At 52.7% G+C, this 18620-nt stretch carries 20 protein-coding genes; 6 read left to right on the top strand and 14 right to left on the bottom strand.

The genetic code is table 11. From position 1 onward, the window contains the following. Nucleotides 1-340: 340 nt before the first annotated feature. Entirely contained in the window at nt 341-1135 is a 795-nt protein-coding gene (locus L1N82_RS16720; RefSeq protein ID WP_235288596.1) for a helix-turn-helix transcriptional regulator, read from the bottom strand. A gap of 253 nt (nt 1136-1388) precedes the next feature. Between L1N82_RS16720 and L1N82_RS16715 the strand changes: the two genes are divergently transcribed. Beyond that, the gene (locus L1N82_RS16715; protein WP_235288595.1) at nt 1389-2186 is read left to right on the top strand and encodes a MerR family transcriptional regulator; all 798 of its coding nucleotides are present in this window, start codon (nt 1389-1391) and stop codon (nt 2184-2186) included. Continuing rightward, on the top strand, nt 2179-3060 hold the full coding sequence (locus tag L1N82_RS16710; RefSeq protein ID WP_235288594.1) for an alpha/beta fold hydrolase: 882 nt from the start codon (nt 2179-2181) through the stop codon (nt 3058-3060). Before L1N82_RS16715 ends, L1N82_RS16710 begins: the two co-directional genes overlap by 8 nt. Nucleotides 3061-3088: 28 nt before the next feature. Here the strand turns inward: L1N82_RS16710 and L1N82_RS16705 are convergent, their stop codons facing one another. Next, nucleotides 3089-3583, bottom strand: a complete 495-nt coding sequence (locus L1N82_RS16705; RefSeq protein WP_268822022.1) for a GNAT family N-acetyltransferase — start codon at nt 3581-3583, stop codon at nt 3089-3091. A gap of 189 nt (nt 3584-3772) precedes the next feature. Between L1N82_RS16705 and L1N82_RS16700 the strand changes: the two genes are divergently transcribed. After that, a complete protein-coding gene (locus tag L1N82_RS16700; RefSeq protein ID WP_235288593.1) occupies nt 3773-5308 on the top strand; it encodes an alpha/beta hydrolase family protein in 1536 nt (511 codons plus the stop codon). Between the two features lie 267 nt (nt 5309-5575). Here L1N82_RS16700 and L1N82_RS16695 read toward each other — a convergent pair whose 3' ends face one another. The 6 genes from L1N82_RS16695 to L1N82_RS16670 form a co-directional block, all read right to left on the bottom strand. Then, complete coding sequence (locus L1N82_RS16695) at nt 5576-8011, bottom strand: heavy metal translocating P-type ATPase (protein ID WP_235288592.1); 2436 nt, start codon at nt 8009-8011, stop codon at nt 5576-5578. A gap of 25 nt (nt 8012-8036) precedes the next feature. Continuing rightward, nucleotides 8037-8237: a copper ion binding protein gene (locus L1N82_RS16690; RefSeq protein ID WP_235288591.1), complete on the bottom strand. Its 201-nt coding sequence runs from the start codon at nt 8235-8237 to the stop codon at nt 8037-8039. Nucleotides 8238-8342: 105 nt separating this feature from the next. Beyond that, nucleotides 8343-8564 carry an MFS transporter gene (locus tag L1N82_RS16685; protein ID WP_268822021.1) on the bottom strand — a complete coding sequence of 74 codons (222 nt, stop codon included), beginning with the start codon at nt 8562-8564 and terminating at the stop codon, nt 8343-8345. Nucleotides 8565-8876: 312 nt separating this feature from the next. Beyond that, nucleotides 8877-9158, bottom strand: a complete 282-nt coding sequence (locus L1N82_RS16680; protein WP_235288589.1) for a hypothetical protein — start codon at nt 9156-9158, stop codon at nt 8877-8879. Nucleotides 9159-9173: 15 nt separating this feature from the next. Then, a complete protein-coding gene (locus tag L1N82_RS16675; protein WP_235288588.1) occupies nt 9174-9455 on the bottom strand; it encodes a hypothetical protein in 282 nt (93 codons plus the stop codon). Nucleotides 9456-9593: 138 nt separating this feature from the next. Then, nucleotides 9594-9737: a hypothetical protein gene (locus L1N82_RS16670; RefSeq protein ID WP_235288587.1), complete on the bottom strand. Its 144-nt coding sequence runs from the start codon at nt 9735-9737 to the stop codon at nt 9594-9596. Between the two features lie 763 nt (nt 9738-10500). Between L1N82_RS16670 and L1N82_RS16665 the strand changes: the two genes are divergently transcribed. From L1N82_RS16665 to L1N82_RS16655, 3 genes are all read left to right on the top strand, one after another. Then, complete coding sequence (locus L1N82_RS16665; RefSeq protein WP_235288586.1) at nt 10501-12039, top strand: sodium-dependent transporter; 1539 nt, start codon at nt 10501-10503, stop codon at nt 12037-12039. A gap of 1 nt (nt 12040) precedes the next feature. Beyond that, on the top strand, nt 12041-12145 hold the full coding sequence (locus L1N82_RS16660) for a MetS family NSS transporter small subunit (protein ID WP_235288585.1): 105 nt from the start codon (nt 12041-12043) through the stop codon (nt 12143-12145). 148 nt (nt 12146-12293) lie between these two features. Next, nucleotides 12294-12902, top strand: a complete 609-nt coding sequence (locus L1N82_RS16655) for a spore coat protein (protein WP_235288584.1) — start codon at nt 12294-12296, stop codon at nt 12900-12902. Between the two features lie 39 nt (nt 12903-12941). Here the strand turns inward: L1N82_RS16655 and L1N82_RS16650 are convergent, their stop codons facing one another. The 6 genes from L1N82_RS16650 to L1N82_RS16625 all read right to left on the bottom strand — a co-directional run bounded on the left by L1N82_RS16650 (nt 12942) and on the right by L1N82_RS16625 (nt 18569). Further along, a complete protein-coding gene (locus tag L1N82_RS16650; RefSeq protein WP_235288583.1) occupies nt 12942-14093 on the bottom strand; it encodes an ArsR/SmtB family transcription factor in 1152 nt (383 codons plus the stop codon). A 218-nt stretch (nt 14094-14311) separates the two neighbouring features. Then, nucleotides 14312-15217 carry a DMT family transporter gene (locus L1N82_RS16645; RefSeq protein WP_235288582.1) on the bottom strand — a complete coding sequence of 302 codons (906 nt, stop codon included), beginning with the start codon at nt 15215-15217 and terminating at the stop codon, nt 14312-14314. A 96-nt stretch (nt 15218-15313) separates the two neighbouring features. Further along, nucleotides 15314-15946, bottom strand: coding sequence for a LysE family translocator (locus L1N82_RS16640; RefSeq protein WP_235288581.1), 633 nt, complete (start codon nt 15944-15946; stop codon nt 15314-15316). Beyond that, entirely contained in the window at nt 15939-16109 is a 171-nt protein-coding gene (locus tag L1N82_RS16635) for a DUF6157 family protein (protein ID WP_235288580.1), read from the bottom strand. Before L1N82_RS16635 ends, L1N82_RS16640 begins: the two co-directional genes overlap by 8 nt. A gap of 115 nt (nt 16110-16224) precedes the next feature. After that, nucleotides 16225-17457 carry a cytochrome P450 gene (locus L1N82_RS16630; protein ID WP_235288579.1) on the bottom strand — a complete coding sequence of 411 codons (1233 nt, stop codon included), beginning with the start codon at nt 17455-17457 and terminating at the stop codon, nt 16225-16227. A gap of 230 nt (nt 17458-17687) precedes the next feature. After that, the gene (locus tag L1N82_RS16625; protein WP_235288578.1) at nt 17688-18569 is read right to left on the bottom strand and encodes a TetR/AcrR family transcriptional regulator; all 882 of its coding nucleotides are present in this window, start codon (nt 18567-18569) and stop codon (nt 17688-17690) included. Nucleotides 18570-18620 lie beyond the last annotated feature (51 nt).

Genomic DNA, 18620 nt, shown 5'->3' with positions numbered 1-18620 from the left:
CTTTGAACATAAATTTACAGGAACATATGTTCCCATTTTTGGGGGCAAAAAACGATCTCCCTCAAGAGACCGTTATTCCCGTCTTCCTTATTATCCCACACGTCTGCGTCAATTGATCAGCTTTCTTAATGAGGAGGCCTTGTTCATACGCAAGCCTTCTGCCTGTTGTAGCACTCTTGCCCCGTTCTGACTCAAGGTTGCCGTCGCTACCACTCCTTATTATTCGTGATGAGAAGCAGCCGGCGGAGTTTGTCCTGGCTATCTGCCTCTTGTGCTGCTCCTATAATTAAAGTGGTGGAGCTTGCCCTAATAACAACCTTGCGTATCACTTATTTCATCTCTATAGAAAATGATTATTCTGCCTCATCCTGTTAATAAACCGCTCCATAAGCAGCGGCAGCGAGATCAGAATAGGAGGATCATCGATCTGCGGCGGATACAGAACCACTTGCTGATGGGGAACAGGCTCAGCCGGCCGCACAATTACCGGCTTCCTGGAACGTGTTCTCAAAGTTGCATAAGGCAGCAGCGCATCGACAGCCCTCATCTCCCACGATATGCAGGTGGCCATTAGATAATAGGTTCCAGGCTGTACACTGTTTAACTGAAAGTCCCCTGTTCCTGCGATAAGTGTGCCCCAGCGGGGAATGCCCTCAGGGATCGGCTTATCGAACAAGCCTATTAGTGTAACACCCCCCGAGGAGGGAACCGCTGTCGTTACTGTGCCCTTAACAACCCCTTCACCGGCTCGCGGCAGTAGGGCCGAGGCCCAGTGGGTTGACTTCTTCAGCAGTGCCATATTATTGTCTGCCTTCAGCGGCGAGTTCCTGAATTCCGAGGGAGTCATGCCGACACGCTGAGTGAACCGGGTTGTGAAGGTCCCAAGACTCTGCTGGCCGATCTCCAGGCTAATATCGCGAACGGACAGGTTCGTCTGCAGCAGCAGATCCTTTGCCCTCTGCAGGCGAAGAGAAGAAATATAATACTGGGGGGTTAACCCCGTGTAGGCCTTGAAGATACGTGTAAAATGATAAGGACTGTATGCGGCATATGCTGCCAGCTGCCCCAGACTAAGCGGGTCATACAGATGCTCCTGGATGTAAGAGATAACAGCTTCCATTTCCGCAAATTTCATTAAACACAAGCCTCCCTGCAGCCTTGAAATATCGCAGCCTCTTATACTAGCTCCAATGACCTGACATCGATAAAAGGCGAACATATGTACCCATTACATTGTACCATATTGAAGATCTGTTGGGAACCTAACCCTTAGGCGCCTCGCATTAAACTTATTGGGTGGATACTGCCTTTCGGCTAACCCACAAAAAATATCTTGCACCTCCAGTACGTGTAGGTTTTATGATTAACTGCATAAGGGAGGGGCTTGAATGAGCGATCCAAAGAACGAAGGGAAGAACGAAACCTATTCCGTTGGCGAATTCGCCTCCAAGACGGGGGTGCCTATACGTACTCTGCATTACTATGACGAGGCGGGTGTTCTCAAGCCTGCCAAACGGCCGGGCTCCGGACATCGGCTCTATACGAATCAAGACATCGCTACGCTACAGCAGGTGCTGAGTCTCAAGTTTCTAGGCTTTAGCCTGGAGCAAATCCGGCAGACCTTATATCACTCGGGACGGACGGTAAGCTTAAGCGAAACTCTCCGCCTGCACAGGCAAGCGCTGGAGGCCCGAAGGGCTGAAATTGAAGCCTCCCTCCAGGCCGTAGACCGGACTCTGAAGGTTCTGGATGAGGAGGGCGAAGCGGACAGCACGCTGCTGCTCAGTCTGATCCGCAATATCCAGCTCGAGAAGCAGCAGCGCGAATGGCTTGAGCAGCAAATCAGCCTGCCGCCCGGCAGTATGCTGCACAGTTCAACGCAGGAGCAGCTGGATAAGCAGTTTGTCCAGCTAGTAAGAGAGATCAGGCGGTTAACCGGCAGGCCCTTCCAGGACCCCGAGACCGCTAAGCTGGTTAAAGACTATATGCAGCTCATCCATGAGCTTGTGGGCAGGGAAGGAGCGCTTGCCTTGACAGAGATTCCCCAGGATGAAATTGACAAGCTTGATGGCATGTTTCACTCCCCCTATTCCGAAGAGGAAGCAGCATGGATGCAGGGGGCAATCGCCTATTATGCAGCTGAATATGGTTTGATCCTGAACGGGGGAGGCGGCTCGAATGAATGATAACAGCTGCATGCTCAGGCTGCACGATGGGCGAAGCCTGGCTTACATGGAGAACGGACCCCCGGGTGGCTACCCTATTCTCCTGTTCCACGGCACACCCGGCAGCCGGATCTGGTTTGCAGGCGAAGACGAGACTGCCCTGAGCCTTGGATGCCGCCTGATCGCCTTCGACCGCCCGGGCTATGGCCGCTCAGACCCTAAGCCGGGTCGGACGGTGCTGGACTGGGCGGATGATATAATTGAGGCAGCAGCACTGCTCGGGTTTGACGAGTACTCCGTGCTTGGCGTCTCGGGGGGAGGGGCATATGCCGCTGCGTGCGCGTACAAGGCTCCCCCCGGCCTGCGGGCGGCTGCCATGGCCGCGAGCGTCGCCCCCTTCCGCAGCGGCAGACCCCCGGCCAGCATGGTGAAGGCCAACCGGCTCGCATTCATACTGAGCAGGTATGCCCCCTGGCTGGTAAAATGGTCGCTGAACGCACAGATTAAACTGATGGATGAGCAGCCCGAGAAGTTCAAACACCTTCTCAAGACCGGCAACAAGCATCTGTCAGAATGGGATCGCGCTCATCTTCAGACAGAGGAGCAGCTTGAGGGTACCCTGCGGCATTTGCGCGAGGCCTACCGGCAGGGTCCACATGAAGGGATTAGCGAGCCTGTCCTCCTGTCCCGGCATTGGGGCTTCGAACTGTCCGGGCTGAAGGTTCCCGTATGGGTATTCCATGGGGCCGAAGACCGGATGGCGCCTTGCGCAGAGATGCTTGAAGCAGCCAAGCAGATACCCGACTGCCGGGTTACGATAGTACCGGGAGCCGGACATTTTCTGACCGAAGATACAAAGACCTGGAGAGCAATCCTCGCGGCCTTGCGTCCCTAGGCGAAACTTACGGACAGAACGATCCCGTTTAACCCTCGTACTCTGTCCTGAGAATGGACATTACGATCAGCGATTCATATTTACCATCCCGGAGAACCGCGTCACGCAGCGTCCCCTCGATGGTGAAGCCCGATGAACGGTACACATGAAGAGCTCTTAGGTTAAAATCCTTTACATCCAGCCATATACGGTGAACGTTCGTATGTGCAAACAGCCACTCGACAATAAGCCGGATGGCTTCTTTGCCATACCCTTTGCCCTGCGTCTGCAGCGCAATACGTGTCAGACACACCGAACGGTTAGGATCATCCAGACCATTCACGATAAGGTATCCGGCCAGATTTCCACCCGCATCTTCAATGACCAGATGAAGAGCGTCCGGGTCAGCCATCGCTTCCCCATGCTGCTCCCTTGTCCACTGGCTTATGAACGGTACGTTATCCGGGTCCCGCTCAATATAGAGAATCTGGAACAGATCGTCCTGATCCGTACGGCGGAGGGTGACCCGGTCCGATGCTGCCAGAACATCCTTAATCAGCGGCTCACGGCCAAATGCTATCCGCCGTGCCCTGAGTAATGCCAGAAACCGGATTCACTCGTCTTAGAGGTATTATATACCACCCCATAGGAGAGAGGCTGCATATTGACAACTTTTGAATCGTCTTCCATTTGGGTTGATATGTTCTACATGAGAGTCTAGGAGGAATTTGGTATGCGTTTATTCGAAATCATGCTGCTGTCTTCAAACGTTTTGCTGCTAATCCTGTTGTTCTTGCCCCGCACAGCCTTAAGACGACAGGCCATGCTGCCGGTCAGCGGAACTGCTGCTGCTATTCTGCTGATCCATTTCATCGTGGAGGGCGGACGTTGGCAGCTCCTCGTCCCGTATCTTATGACCCCTGCTTTCCTCGCGGTCGCCATCATCAGGCTTGTACGCGGAGCGTCTGACAGGAAGAGCCGGGTGTCCGCCTGGATTACACTGCCGTTAAAATCGCTCCTCGCCCTTGCACTCCTGGCCTCAGCCAGCTTGGCCGTACTCCTGCCGGTCTTCAGCCTCCCGGAGCCGGCAGGTCCTTATGCAATCGGGACACGTATTTTTCACTGGGTTGATACTAACAGGGAGGAGACAATTGGCGCGGACGGCGGCAAGCGGGAGATTATGGTGCAGCTATGGTACCCTGCCAAACACGACCCGAAGACGGAGACTGCCCCCCTGGTGCCAGAGGGCATGGAGATCCTTAATGCTGTAGCGGCAGAGATGCAGCTGCCCGGACAACTGATCAGCCAATGGCAGTATGTCCTCACCCACTCCAGCTTGAACGCAGAGCTCTCCGGTGAGCAGCCCTCCTATCCGCTTATTCTATTAAGTCACGGCATGGGGACGGCACGCTTCCTGCAGACATCGCAAGCCGAGAATCTCGCAAGCCATGGCTATATCGTGGCCTCCGTCGAGCACCCGTACAGCACACTCGCATCCGTCTTTCCAGATGGCAGAGTCACGCACAATGAGACAGATACGGCACGGATGGCGAAGTCTGCCGACTTCCGCGACGAGATTGGAAGCGTCTGGACGGAAGATATGCGTTTTGCACTCGATCAGCTTGAGAAGATGAATAGCGGACAGGCGGAGAGTGGCTTCACGGGCAGAATCGATATGAGCCGGGTCGGCGTCATGGGCCATTCCTATGGCGGCGGCGCCAGCTATGACATAATGCCGGATGACCGGGTGGATGCGGGAATTGGCATGGACGGCACCCTATACGGTTTTCGGGGTGAAGCAGCGGTAACGAAGCCCTTCCTGTTCTTCTATGCAGAGGATACCTTCAACGCCTATAACGAGATTCGGAAGGGGAAGAGCTACACCGATGCGGAGATCGAGCGCATGGGTACAACCCGGGAACAATTAAACGAACAGTTAAAGCTCGCAGAGCTGGAGATCCAGCAGATCAGCCAGACGCTGAAGTCGGGCAACCAGCTTCTGTATTTAGATTGTTCTTCCCATTACAACTTTACGGATCTTCAGCTGGCTTCCCCCCTGCTGCCGCAGCTTGGCTTCACAGGCTCCATTGGTGGCAAGCGAAGCACTGCCATTGTCAATCAAGTCGTGCTCGAGTTCTTCAATGAGCACCTGCTTGGCAGGAGCAGCGGCCTGCCGGAGAAGCCGGACAGCTCCTATCCCGAACTCCGGAACGGAACCAGCGAATTCGCAGAAGGGCTCCAGGAAACGAATAGATTGCCGAAAGAATAACTGGACAGCTGCCCGTAAGAAGGGCTAATTCTAAGCGATGCTCACCCTTGCTGTATCAGCAGCTGTTTCGCAAGCGGCTCTCCTCTACGGTCTCGCCACGATTGATCTGCGGGTGGACTGGATGAGCTGATCCGCAAGCACAATTAAGCTTCTCATGACCCCGCATGAGAAGCTTGTTTGTTGACTTTTAATAGGCATACGCCTTCCGCTGCCTCGTCTTTAGTCGCGCTCGTTGACACAGTATATGAAAATGCTGATGAATCACCTCTAGCTGCTCTTGATCTTCACCCGCTGCAGCCTAAGCGCATTAAGTACAACCGAAACCGAGCTAAGCGCCATTGCCGCACCCGCTACCCAAGGGGCAAGCAGGCCGATTGCGGCAACTGGAATACCCAGTGTGTTATAGCCAAGCGCCCAGAACAGATTTTGCTTAATGTTGCTCATGGTCTTGCGGCTCATATAGATCGCATCAGGGATGCTCGACAGGTCGCCGCGCATCAGCGTAACATCCGCCGCTTCCATCGCCACATCTGTGCCAGTGCCAATCGCCATGCCAACGTTAGCGGTTGCCAAGGCAGGAGCGTCATTGATGCCATCCCCTACCATCGCGACATGCTTGCCCTGCTCCTGCAGCTTCTTCACTTCCGCCGCCTTACCCTCTGGCAGCACCTCGGCAAGCACATGCTCAATTCCAACCTGCGCTGCGATTGCCTGCGCTGTCCGTTCATTATCGCCGGTAATCATAATCACCTGGATCCCCATTGCCTTCAGACGTTTCACTGCAGCGGCAGATGTCTCCTTAACCGTATCCGCCACAGCCACCATGCCGGCATACGTCCCGTCTACAGCAGCAAGCATTGCAGTCTTGCCGGCCATTTCAAGCTCAGTCATTGCGCCATATGCGGACTCCGCGTCTGCAATGCCTTCCCTCTCCATCAGGCGACGTGTGCCGATCACCACGCTGCGCCCCTGGACAACCGCCTTGATGCCATAGCCTGGAACGGCTTCGAATGCCTCGGAAGCGGGAATGCTTATTCCCCTCTCCTCAATTCCGGCCACGATGGCTTCGGCAAGCGGATGCTCGGAATTTCGCTCAGCGGAGCCGACGATCGCCAGGAATGTATTCTTATCCCCGTCCGTAATAACATCGGTAAGCTCCGGCTTCCCCTTCGTTACCGTCCCTGTTTTATCCAGAATAATGGCATCAATCTTGTGGGTCTGCTCCAGATGCTCGCCGCCCTTGAACAGAATACCAAGCTCGGCTGCACGGCCGGAACCGGCCATAATCGAAGTCGGTGTCGCCAGACCAAGCGCACAAGGGCAGGCGATAACTAGAATGGAAATCGCAATTTCTAGTGCGTTCGGGAAGTCACCCGGTGTGATCAAGAAATACCATACAAGAAACGCAGCGATCGAAATGGCTACGACAATCGGAACGAATATGCCCGAGATCACGTCTGCTACCCGCTGGATCGGCGCTTTAGAGCCCTGCGCTTCCTCAACAACTTTAATGATCTGTGCCAGGGCCGTGTCCTTGCCGACCTTCGTCGCCTTCACTTTAAGCGAACCATTCTTGTTCATCGTCGCACCGTACACCGCGTCTCCCGCCTGCTTCTCGACGGGCAAGCTCTCACCCGTCAGCATCGACTCATCAACAGAGGATCGGCCTTCCGCCACGACTCCGTCAACCGGGACCTTATCACCGGGACGCACCAGCACGATATCACCTATGAGCACTTCTTCCACTGAAACGGTGAGCTCCTGGCCATTACGCTCCACACGCGCGGTCTTCGCCTGCAGGCCCATCAGCGATTTGATCGCCTCGGAAGTACGGCCCTTAGCCAGCGCCTCGAAGAGCTTGCCCATGATGACAAGCGTGATCAGAACCGCACTTGTCTCAAAGTACAGAGCCGGCCCGCCATGATGCAGGGAGCCTCCTTCAGAAGCCCACGAGATGGTCTGATACACACTGAAGAAATACGCGGCCGAGGTTCCAAGCGCTACCAGGACATCCATGTTGGCACTGCCATTGCGGAGCGCCTTGTAAGCTCCCGAATAGAAGGGCCAGCCTACATAGAACTGGACTGGTGCAGCCAGGATCATCTGAAGCCATGGATTCATAAGAATCTCTGGTGTATACATCCAGGACGTGAAGGAGAAGTGGCTCACCATCGTCCACAGAAGAGGCAGCGACAAAACAGCGGAAATGAGGAGCTTCAGCTTGTGTTTGCGGATTTCCTGCGCTCTGCGGTCTGCTGGTTCGCCGGATTCCTGCTTAAGGGTAGCCTTGTAGCCCAGCTTCTCCACCTTCTGCTGCATATCGGATACCGTTACCTCACCCGGAGCGTACTCCACATGAGCAGTCTCCATTGCAAAATTTACAGTCGCATGCGCGACGCCGGGAAGCTTGTTCAAGCCCTTCTCAATCCGGGCCGCACATGCCGCACAGGTCATGCCTTCCAGTTGAAAATCGACCGTTTCCTTCACCGTATCATAGCCGAGCTTACGTATGCTCTCCTCAAGACGCTGAACATCCACCTTGCCCGGATCATACGTTACGCTGGCTTTCTCCAGCGCGAAGTTGACATTGGCGGCCGACACGCCCTCCAGCTTATTGAGGCCCTTCTCAATCCGGTTCGCACATGCGGCGCAGGTCATCCCTGTCACTTGCAAGGTCGTCTGTTTCGTTTCCGCTGCTTGCATCGCTATCCCTCTCCTTTACAATCCCTTACACGATATCGTAACCCTGCTCCTCAATCGTTTCTTTAATCTGATCCAGACTCAGCTTGCTCTCGTCATAAGCGACTTCCACGGTGCCGGAGCTCAGGTTAACTTTGCCTTCTGCTCCGATCTCTTTCAGTGCGTTCTCGATGGAGTTCACGCAGTGCTGGCAGCTCATGCCTTGTACGCTCAATGTTTGGGTCATCATGGTTATCGTCTCCTTTAATTCAAGTGTTTGTTATGCTGTTGATATCTAATACTATACCCCCCTACCCTATATGAGTCAAGGGGTTTATGGAACTTTTTATTATTTTTAACCGATTGGGTTTGTTTTACGCGGCTTCAGGAACAACAACAGCAGGATTATGCTAAGCGCAGATACTAGACTGCTTATCAGGAACAGCATGCTGAAACCATTGCTGTAGATGGACAGAAGCAGTCCGGCTGCGGTCGGTCCCAGCGTAGAACCAAGCGAACGGAACAGACTGATATACCCCACGGCGGTACCTGTCTCGCCCGGATCAACGGCCTGCAGAATCCCGCTGGTCTGATTTTATCCGCCGCTCCAATCAGTTTCCTGCTAATGATGCCACACTCATGAATGAACGACCTGCTTGCTTACTGCCCGAAGCACAAGAAGGCCAGCTTCTCAATGAAGCTGGCCCGATCTTGAAACCTCTTATTAAAATAACCCGCCGCGGCCCTGACCCTAATCAGCCCCTTGCTGCAACAGCCCACCTTCCGCACGGCTCCAGTTACGTCCTGCCCGCCCGCATATGGACGTGATTCAGCACCTGCCGTCCGCCCAGTGTAACCCGAAGCTCAGACACAGCGACTGCCTCATCCCTCATGCTCCTGCTCCCTTCTCTAACGTACCAGATGCTCCCCTTGACCTGGACTTATCATAACGGTTCATTAGCTGAATATAATCGAGCACACGCAGCGGCATCATGTCCGCATAACGGTCAGTCAGCAGCCTTACCGCCTCCGGAGGTAAGCCTTGTTCTTTAAGAGACCTGCTGAAGCGGTCCGCAGCCTGCTTTCTTACTCGCCTTCCATTCAGCAGGACGGCTGTCAGCTTGATCGGAATTCGTCCTGCCCTTGAGGACATGCCAGCCCATTCGCACAAGATTCAAACCGCCGCTCATTGTTCCGTCGAATCCATGAGCTTCGTAAAGTCCCGAAGCGAGAACATGTAATCCCCCGCCATCTTGACTGCCACATCCTGCGGAAGTCCAGCTTGAACGAGCTCCTTATACAGCGAACCGACGGACTGGCCAATCTTGCTGCCAGCTTCCGGGGAATAGAACGATTCCAGCACACGAGTGATTAGCTGCGGCAGCTTCTCCGCAGTCACATCGAGCATTTCCGCGATCTCTTTTGCACTCATATTGTAGTTGTAGCTGTTGTTATATTCCTTCTCCATCTATGAACCTCTCCTTTGATCGTTATCAAGCAAGACAACAGGTTAAACACGCATACCGCTCTGCAAAACCGATTTCGCTGTATGGTTATACCATCTGAGCACGCTAAAGACAGAAGAGATGGATTGTCTCATCTTGCTTTATTCATGCCGCATCGCTCTCCACTCAGCCAACTCCCCTGCGTCCCCAGTCAGCCCTGTCTCTGTCAGGGGGATGTCCGCCCCCAGAGCAGCATCCGCCGCTGCATCCAGCTTCCCTTCCGCGGGAGCGAGACCGCCGATCATGCTGCAAATGGAGGTGAATAGAGATGTCCGCCAGACGTTAGACCTCTTCTAGCACCTGCTCTTTCATTGTTATGAACATCACCAAGTCCCTGCGGCAGTCCGGACACCTAGTGAGATGCCCGTACACCTATATCTTCGGCGAAGGGCATCCAGCATCTTGTTGCGAACTATGGCGAACAGCCAGGAAGCAGCAGCTCCTTCAGCTTCTGCTCTTCCGGGCCGCGGGCGGCAATCGCCGTGTTCTGCTTATAGATCATGCCTGTTACCTCTCTTCCACCCACTGCCCTGCATTCATTTTTTGCTTCACCGCGCGGTTACACTTATATAGTCGTGGAAAGTATTGATAGAGTTCAAATTTTTTTAGCCTTATAAGAATATTGAATGAATTATCCCTAAATTTATTCTTCCTTAATAATAGGGCCTGTGCTATTCTTGCAATAACGGATTTGTACATAAAGTTACAAGGTATGTGATGTATCATTCATACAATTCCTTGATACAAGACACTCATATTTAGATGAATTGTATACTATATACATCGTTTGCTAGAGATTCATCCACTTTCAGCTTGGTTAATTGGTTGAAATTAAGACGAAGCAGTGTGAGTCTCTAGAGAAAAAGTTTTAGTTGGTACCGTTTACGGGAAGCATACCTGGCAGGGAGCTACATAAATTGTTTGTAAAAAATTACTGAATAGTCAGACTATTTAACTTTCCGTAAACTCTGATACACCGTTTAATCAATTAAGAAGGAGGAGTTGCTTATGAAGCAGCGCGATCAATGGGCATCAAGGACCGGCTTTATTCTGGCAGCAGCCGGCTCCGCAATTGGCCTGGGCAACATATGGAGGTTTCCATATGTGGTCTATGGTAACGGAGGAGGTGCTTTCCTGATTCCGTATTTCTTCGCCCTGCTAACAGCCGGGATTCCCATCCTGCTGCTTGAATTCGGAATTGGACGGAAGGGTGGCGGGTCAGCCCCCTACTCGCTCAGCAGATTATCACGTAAGTTCGAGTGGCTGGGCTGGTGGCAGGCGCTAATCTGCTTCGTCATTACGACCTACTATGTGGCGATCGTCGCATGGGCAGTCAGTTATTTCTTCTATTCCTTCAATTTGAACTGGGGGACGGACACGGAGGGCTTCCTGTTCGGCTCATATCTGGGTGTTCCCGAGGGAGTCGTTACCGATAGCGGCTGGAACTTCGGCGGTATCCAATGGCACATTCTGCTGCCGCTGGTTGCAGTGTGGGCGGGCGTCTATTATGTGTTGTCCAAGGGCGTTCAGCGCGGCATCGAGCGGGTCAGCAAAATCTTCATGCCGATTCTGCTTGTCATTATGGTGCTGTTCGTCATCCGTGCTGTCACTCTGCCTGGTGCGGCAGTTGGTCTTGACCATCTGTTCACGCCCGATTTTGGTAAAATACTGCCAGGCTTCCTTGGCGGAACGAATCCGGAATGGTATACGGTATGGATGGCCGCTTATGGCCAAATCTTCTTCTCGCTGTCCATCGCCTTCGCGATCATGATCACGTACAGCAGCTATATTGATAAACAGCAGGATGTCAACAATAGCGGCTTTATTATGGCCTTCAGCAACAGCGGCTTCGAGTTTCTGGCAGCTATTGGGGTATTCGCGGCAATCGGCTTTATGGCTACGACTACTGGCGTCGATGTCAGTGAGGTCGCCAAAGCCGGTCTCGGACTGGCATTCGTTGTCTTCCCGCAGATCATTAACGCGTTCCCGATTCTGAACGGCACATTCGGCGCTCTGTTCTTCCTGTCGCTCGTTATTGCCGGCTTCACCTCCCTGATCTCAATCATTGAGGTGCTGATCGCGGCGATCCGGGATAAATTCAACCTTTCCCGCCAGGCTTCGGTTAACTGGGTTGTTGGTGTCTGTGCTCTCGTCAGCTTGGCTTATACAACCGGCGCAGGCGTTGTTCTCCTGGATATCGTAGATCATTACATTAACAACTTCGGCATCGTCATTGCCGGCCTGTTCGAGGTTATTCTGATCGGTTGGTTCACAAGACTGGCTACAATCCGGGAGGAGAACAACCTCGTGTCCGACTTCCGGATCGGCAGGTGGTGGGATGTGATGATCAAGGTCGTTACCCCGCTGATTCTGATCTACATGTCTTATCGTAACTTTGAGCAGTGGCTCAATACACCATACGAAGGGTATCCGCTGCATGCCCAGCTGACCTTCGGCTGGATTATGGTCGCCCTGACAATCGTGCTGGCGTTCGTGCTGGCCTACGCATTCAGATGGAAAGAACCAAATAAGCAAGGGGGGCGCTGATATGAGCGGAGCGGCAATTGCAATGTTCACCTTCGGGGCGGTGCTGCTATGGGGCGGCCTCGCGCTTACCGTTACAATCGCAATTAGGAAGAGCAGAAAGTCGTAGCTGCCTCCTAGCACCATGGCTGCTTTCGTCCGGCGCGGACGGGAGCAGCTTTTTTTCTGCTGCTTGCCAGGCTGTTTAGGAATATTTTTCTCCAAGTGGGAGATCATTTGTAACGGTGCCTTCGCACACACCCACTTACTGGAGGTCAATGAAACGAATGAATACGCTTGGCGCGCACGAAGCTCTTGAGCTTCACGAGATTATGAATGATGCGATCCACGGTCTGAACACCATGAAGCTGTACCGTCCCTATGCCCAAGATCAACAGCTCCAAGCCATGATGGACAGACATATGCACATGCTTACGGTGGAGTATAACAACCTTGTCCAGATGGCCCATCACCAAGGCGCCGGACAAGCTGTTCCTAACCGTCGTGCCAAGATGTCCGGTATGATGAACATTAACCAGGGATATTCCCCTACCTACGGCCTGCGTAATCCGCAAACACAGACTCCTGCTTCCACAAGCGAAGAGATTGATGATGTCGATGTAGCGGTATGCATTATTAACTGTCACAAGCAAACGGCTGCCCTCAAAATGAGAGCAGCGCTTGAGATGGCGAACCCTGCGCTCCGCCAAATGATCCAAACCGCTGCGAACAATTCGGCAGATATGGCGTATGAAGGCTTCCAGTACGCCAACCAGCGGGGCTACTACCAAGTACCAACGCTGAAGGACACGACAGCCGATACCTTCCTGCATTCGTATGGAACGGCTCCATCTCCTGTACACCACACTGGCAGCCACCTGATGTAGCGCAATAATAAAAGTGCAGCCCCTCAAGAGGCTGCACTTTTATTTTTCAGGCACGGCCGGCTGCTCCAGGAATTGCAGCATATCAAGGGATAAGCGGTCAATTTCGCTTCGTTGCAAGCTGTAGTATTGATAGTTCCCTTTCCGCTCACTGTAGACAAGACCTGCCTGCTGCAATATCTTTAAATGCTTGGATACAGCAGCTTCCGAAATGCGAAGCAACTGAGCGAGCTGACGGGTACACTGAGGTCCACGCCAGATCAGTTTGACCAGCCTGAGCCGGGTACCGTCCGCCAGCCCCTTCAGTACACCCAGTAAGTCTACCGGCGGAGACCATTCATCAGTGAGCGACCCGGCGGTTGGATCGCTGTCTACGGCAAGCGGCAGAGACACAACATCCTTCCCGCAGCCTATCAGCAGATGCGGAGCTATGAACGAGGACGGAATGATTAACACCTTCCCGAGCGCTCCAGCGGCATAACGGTACGTCTGCGTTTTATAAGCGACAATCTCCCCGCCCGTCACTGCCAATCTGGGATGCAGGCTGTTTAGCGCCTTAATCACATTGCGCTCACATGCCGCCTGGAAACGTTCGGCCTCTGCCTGAATGAGAGGCAGCACCAGACGCCATTCCTGCTTAAAATAATCCGCATACTCCTTCAGTACGGCAAGAAGCTCTTTCCGGTAACAGGAGGGACTCGTCAGCAGCACCCTCTGCCGTTCGCCTAAGCCGCTTTCCGCAAGCTCCCGGTCTTCACCCGACATCCACCGAAGAACCTGTTCGAGCGGATACCGGTAATTAAAGGTCATCTCCAGAAGCTCCGCATCAGGAAGAAGCTCCAACCGGCGTAGACCTTCCTGAACACTCATCGGTTCGCAGCATCTTACCGGCAAGTTCACTATCCCGATCCATTCCTCTGTTACAGCCCCTATATCCCGCGCACGCTGCCACAGTAAAGGCGCTTCCTGTTTTAGCCGTTCCGCCCAAACCCGTCTTGCCGTATGATGCTCCGGACGGTAGAGTACATGAAGACTGCACAGCATTTCGTGGAACGGGCTAATAACAAGCTGTACCTTTTCCCGCAAACTAACTCCAGTTACAACGTGTCCCGGCTCGTTAATGAGCAGTAGATTTTCCTCTGCTGCCGTCATCATCTGTCTCTCCCTATCAATAGTAGAAAAATTTGAATCCATGCAGTCAATTGCCTGCTCCTGCTAACCCGCTGCCTCCGCGTGCTGCGCTGGCTCTCCGCTATTTGGTCTTCAATCCACTGGTTATAGACTTTACCAAATATATAATCGTGTTCCGTTCCCATGCCAATATCGCTCCAGACGAACGATTAACCATCCGGTTAATCAAAATCACCTTTGGCCAAAAGTGTTCAATATTATAGGAACTGACGCATGGATTGTCAAGCACGTAGCGAATGTGATTTGCGACTGGCCTTAAGCCAGAAGTACGTCCCCATTCCAAGCAGGGTCAGCACCCCGCCTGTGAGCTGTGAGCCTCCAAGCGCCTCGCCAAGGATGAAATAAGCCAGGATCGTCGCCAGCACCGGCTCCCCGATAACTCCCACGGACACAGCAGTCGCGCCAATCGACCGCAGCAGCAGGTTGAAGATGAAATGACCAAACACGGTCGGTATGACAGCGAGCAGAACGAAATACACCCAGTCAGACGGGGCGTATCCGATGAGCGGATAATGCCTGACGGCACTATAGATGAGCATGACAGTACCGCCAACCGCAAACACGATGACACTGTACAGGTTCGCAGGAATTCTGCGGCTTACCCGCTGCCCCGCCAGCAGGTACAGGGAAATGGCGATCGTCCCCAGCAGAGACAAGCCATCCCCGATCAAAGCCTGCCGCGATACTCCAATGTCACCCCAGGCGATCACAACCGAACCGGCAATGGCCGTCAGCATACATAATGTAATGCGAACCGTGATGCGCTCCTTAAACAGGAAATAAGCCCCGACCATCACAAAGAACGGCTGCAGCGTCAGTATGACAAGCGAGCTTGCCACGGAGGTGTACGACAGCGATTCCATCCAGAATAGAAAATGAAGCCCGAGCGCTGCTCCCGCTGACAGGACAATGATCCATTCCTTCAGACTGAGGGACAAGGTCCTTATGCTTGTCCAAGGGACGAAAGGCAGCAGGATGCACACTGTTATGAACAGTCTGTACATCCCGGCAACCGACGGGGGCGTAGCGGAAGACTTAATCATGATCGACGATACAGCAACCGCCAGGATGCTGACCGTGAGGAGAAGGTAAGGATGAACGGGCAGATCTCGATTAGAGCTTCTCATAACTGGTCCTTTCCAATGTACAGAGCTACTTTTGATAGCTGCTCGGCCTAATAGTTCTGATGACGGCAGCCCCAATGAGTGTTGCTATCTATTGCCTTAAGGCTTGGTCGTCAACAGCTTAATGCCCAAGCCCAGGAATATGCTTGCTGCGGCTATGTTCATATACTCGCTAAACCGTGGCCTCCTGAACAGCCGGTCACGGAAGCTTCCCGCGAAGTATCCCAGCAGACCAAAAATAACAGCCGTGAGCGCGATAAATATAAAACCCAGCAAACACATCTGCAGCGGAACCCAGTCCGCCCGGTAATTAACGAATTGCGGCAGGAAGGTCAGGAAGAAGATCGCCACCTTCGGGTTAAGAATGTTCATCATAACCCCCCGAAGGAAGAGCCCTTTGGTCTGCCTGCTCTTCTCTGTACGGCTGTCCGGCTGCAGCTGTTCCTTACGGTGTTTAATGGCTTTGAACGCCATATAAAACAAATACAGAGCCCCAAGTATCTTGAAGATGGTAAAGGCCACAGCAGATGTCTGAATGATCAGCGACAAGCCGAGTACAGCCGCCAATGTATGGATAATGTTGCCCAGGCTAAGCCCGAGAGCAGTCACGACCCCGGCCTTCCGCCCGTTTGTCATTCCCTGCGTGACCGTGAAGATCAGGTCAGGCCCCGGAATGATGATCAATAGAATGGATGTGCCAATAAAAAATAATAACGATGCCGCATCAAACATGGGGCAGCTCCTTTCTCATAAGTCCGGCTATAGCCGGCTGCGCAGTTGTGCGGCTGTGCGCATGTAACCATTCGAGCGCACACAGCTTGGGGACTTCAGCAGCCGTTACAGGGGAATCATCGGCAACTTGAATGAAGGTGCCATAGTAATTGTGATCTTTCATAACCCTTCCTCCCGGATCGAACATATCTTCAAGCCGACACACTTATTATAGTAGGACTTCATAGACAAAACAAAAAAAGACACCAGCCCAAATGACTAGTGTCTGTATAATCTGCTTACTCTATGACTCTCATTGGAAGATGGGTCAGGGACTGCCCGGGAGCAGAGGTCGCCAGATTGGCCTCCAAGTCAAAGGACTCGACCGGTTCAATACGCGAAAATCTCTCCAGAAATGCGGACAGCGCAATGTTCATCTCCAGCCTTGCCAATGGGGCGCCAAGGCAAAAATGCGGACCGTTTCCGAAGGACAGGTGCTTCTTGTTGTTCGGCCGGTGAATGTCCAGCTCGAATGGGCGCTCAAACATGCTTTCGTCCATATTGGCGGCACTCATCCACGCAATGACCACGTCCCCCTTCTTCAGCGGGACTCCCAAACTATCATTATCCTGCTTAACGGTACGATGCCGCTTGGAAACATGAAACCGGTAGCGCAGCATCTCTTCTACGGCCTTGGGGACAAGCTCCGGATCATTCCGCAGCTGTTCATATAGGGACTTATCATCATGCAGTAAGGAATAGAAGGTGCTGGACAGCATGTGACTCGTCGTTTCGATACCTGCCCCCAACAGGAGCATTGTAGTCTTCACGACCTCATCGTCCGTGAAACGTTCCCCCTCCAGCTCGACTTCCAACAGATCCGAGATAATATCCTCTCCCGGGTTTGCCCGTTTGTGAACAACAATTGGATACAGGTACTGAAAATACTCTCTGGCAGCCGCCTGTTTCTTGATGCCCAGCTCCTGCTCATCCTCCTTGCTGTACGGCTGAAACAGGACGTCAACCCAGCCTTTGAACAGATGAGTCCCGTCTCCCGGAACACCTAACAGGTCGGCCATAACCATGGCTGGTAGCGGACCGGCCAGTGACTGGACAATATCAACGGCGGTATTCCCCTCCATTTCATCGACAAGTCTGCTGGCGACCTGCCGGATGCGAGGCTCCCAGCTCTTCAAGCTGCGGGGCGTAAAGGCTGAAGACATCAGGGAGCGGTATTTTTGATGCCGGGGCGGGTCCATGCTGGAAATACTAATCTTCTCTGGTATCGTCCCCTCACTGTTACTCGCTCCAATCACTATGGTCGTTCGGGAGCCTTCTGCGGAGAAATATTCATGGTTGCTCAGCACCTGCTTCACATCATCATATCGAAATACATTCCAGGTATCCGTCTCCTCATGATAGAAGACAGGATTATCAAGCAGCATTCTCTTGTACCATTCCAGCGGAAAAAACTCTTCTGTTCTAGACCTGAATTGTGTGATGTCTTGGATGGATATAAGTCCCTGATTCATAACGAATGCTCCTCCCAATTGATCGATATTTCGCGCTGCTCATTATAGGCATTATATGCACCTAATAGTTTATACTAGTCGTATAAAATTCGATACTAGACTAAGTCACTATTAAGGTTCCCTTTTATACAGAGGCTCCAATACTATACGATTAGTTCAATGCAATTAGATTCCCGCACAAAAACAGCCGACATTGCTGTCGGCCGTCCCGGATATATGTAGATTCTTATCTAATTCTGCTTAACTTGCTCTAAATACCACCAGCACGACCTGGCTAGTCTCCCTGCATTGGAACGAAACGCACTGGGTTCAAAGGCTTCCTGGAACGCTCTTACGGCTACACCTGCAAGCGTGATATTCAGCTCATTCTCCTCCAATAGCGCCAGAAGCCCCTTGGATATATCCTTGGCCGCTGAAGATACCGGTGATTTCTGAACGGTTCGATTGAACTCCTGAAGCTCCTCAATCAGCGCCCCTTTGTCCACTGCCTTCAAACCCTCGCGCGAGCTGATTTGGGACAGGGTGCTGTAGTCTAACAGATGCTCTTCCCTCTCCCTCATCGTGTTAAGCAGCACTTCGACGTAATTCAGCACTTTAGCAGCAGCTTCTTTCCAGTCGGGCCCCTCTCCTTTAAAGCTTCTCCGCGTATTGCCAATCTGGTACAGCATCCCGTAGAAGAGAATCACACCTTCATATGCATAGGGCCTAATCGCTTCACCATACAACTGAACGAACCGTTCAGACAGCCATTTTAGCTGTATCCTAGCCAGTTTCACTGAATCAATCTCCCCCGAATGGAAGCCTGTCCAGTACAGTCCCCATATCCGCTCCTTATCTGGCAGCGACATCGGAATGGCGATTTGGTCCACCAGCCGTTCATAATCAGATGCGTAGCTGCGGCTTTCGAGCTGCTGCCTGATCGCAATCTCCTCCTGCAGCTGATCCTCCAGTATCGCAGTAAAGCAGTCGTCTCTAGAATGGAAGAACTTATAAAATGTCCCCTTCGATACCCCTGACTTATCCAGTATCATCTGGACCGTTGTATTCGCATAACCATGCTCGATAAACAGAGCAAGGGCGGTATCTAATAATAATTGCCTGCGTTTGCTCATGCACAGCCCCCTCGTCTACCCCTATAGCTTCAATCCCCAGATTGGAAAACA

Source organism: Paenibacillus tarimensis, assembly GCF_021532315.1.
In the GTDB taxonomy this organism is placed as follows: domain Bacteria; phylum Bacillota; class Bacilli; order Paenibacillales; family Paenibacillaceae; genus Paenibacillus_I; species Paenibacillus_I tarimensis.
Note: the sequence above shows the minus strand (reverse complement) of the source record. Positions and strands in the feature narration are given on the sequence as shown.

Excerpts from the sequence above, each read along its gene's own strand:
- L1N82_RS16720 (WP_235288596.1), bottom strand. The coding sequence starts at position 1,135 with ATGAAATTTGCGGAAATGGAAGCTGTTATCTCTTACATCCAGGAGCAT.
- L1N82_RS16715 (WP_235288595.1), top strand. The coding sequence starts at position 1,389 with ATGAGCGATCCAAAGAACGAAGGGAAGAACGAAACCTATTCCGTTGGC.
- L1N82_RS16710 (WP_235288594.1), top strand. The coding sequence starts at position 2,179 with ATGAATGATAACAGCTGCATGCTCAGGCTGCACGATGGGCGAAGCCTG.
- L1N82_RS16700 (WP_235288593.1), top strand. The coding sequence starts at position 3,773 with ATGCGTTTATTCGAAATCATGCTGCTGTCTTCAAACGTTTTGCTGCTA.
- L1N82_RS16695 (WP_235288592.1), bottom strand. The coding sequence starts at position 8,011 with ATGCAAGCAGCGGAAACGAAACAGACGACCTTGCAAGTGACAGGGATG.
- L1N82_RS16690 (WP_235288591.1), bottom strand. The coding sequence starts at position 8,237 with ATGATGACCCAAACATTGAGCGTACAAGGCATGAGCTGCCAGCACTGC.
- L1N82_RS16675 (WP_235288588.1), bottom strand. The coding sequence starts at position 9,455 with ATGGAGAAGGAATATAACAACAGCTACAACTACAATATGAGTGCAAAA.
- L1N82_RS16670 (WP_235288587.1), bottom strand. The coding sequence starts at position 9,737 with ATGATCGGCGGTCTCGCTCCCGCGGAAGGGAAGCTGGATGCAGCGGCG.
- L1N82_RS16665 (WP_235288586.1), top strand. The coding sequence starts at position 10,501 with ATGAAGCAGCGCGATCAATGGGCATCAAGGACCGGCTTTATTCTGGCA.
- L1N82_RS16660 (WP_235288585.1), top strand. The coding sequence starts at position 12,041 with ATGAGCGGAGCGGCAATTGCAATGTTCACCTTCGGGGCGGTGCTGCTA.
- L1N82_RS16655 (WP_235288584.1), top strand. The coding sequence starts at position 12,294 with ATGAAACGAATGAATACGCTTGGCGCGCACGAAGCTCTTGAGCTTCAC.
- L1N82_RS16650 (WP_235288583.1), bottom strand. The coding sequence starts at position 14,093 with ATGGATTCAAATTTTTCTACTATTGATAGGGAGAGACAGATGATGACG.
- L1N82_RS16645 (WP_235288582.1), bottom strand. The coding sequence starts at position 15,217 with ATGAGAAGCTCTAATCGAGATCTGCCCGTTCATCCTTACCTTCTCCTC.
- L1N82_RS16640 (WP_235288581.1), bottom strand. The coding sequence starts at position 15,946 with ATGTTTGATGCGGCATCGTTATTATTTTTTATTGGCACATCCATTCTA.
- L1N82_RS16635 (WP_235288580.1), bottom strand. The coding sequence starts at position 16,109 with ATGAAAGATCACAATTACTATGGCACCTTCATTCAAGTTGCCGATGAT.
- L1N82_RS16630 (WP_235288579.1), bottom strand. The coding sequence starts at position 17,457 with ATGAATCAGGGACTTATATCCATCCAAGACATCACACAATTCAGGTCT.
- L1N82_RS16625 (WP_235288578.1), bottom strand. The coding sequence starts at position 18,569 with ATGAGCAAACGCAGGCAATTATTATTAGATACCGCCCTTGCTCTGTTT.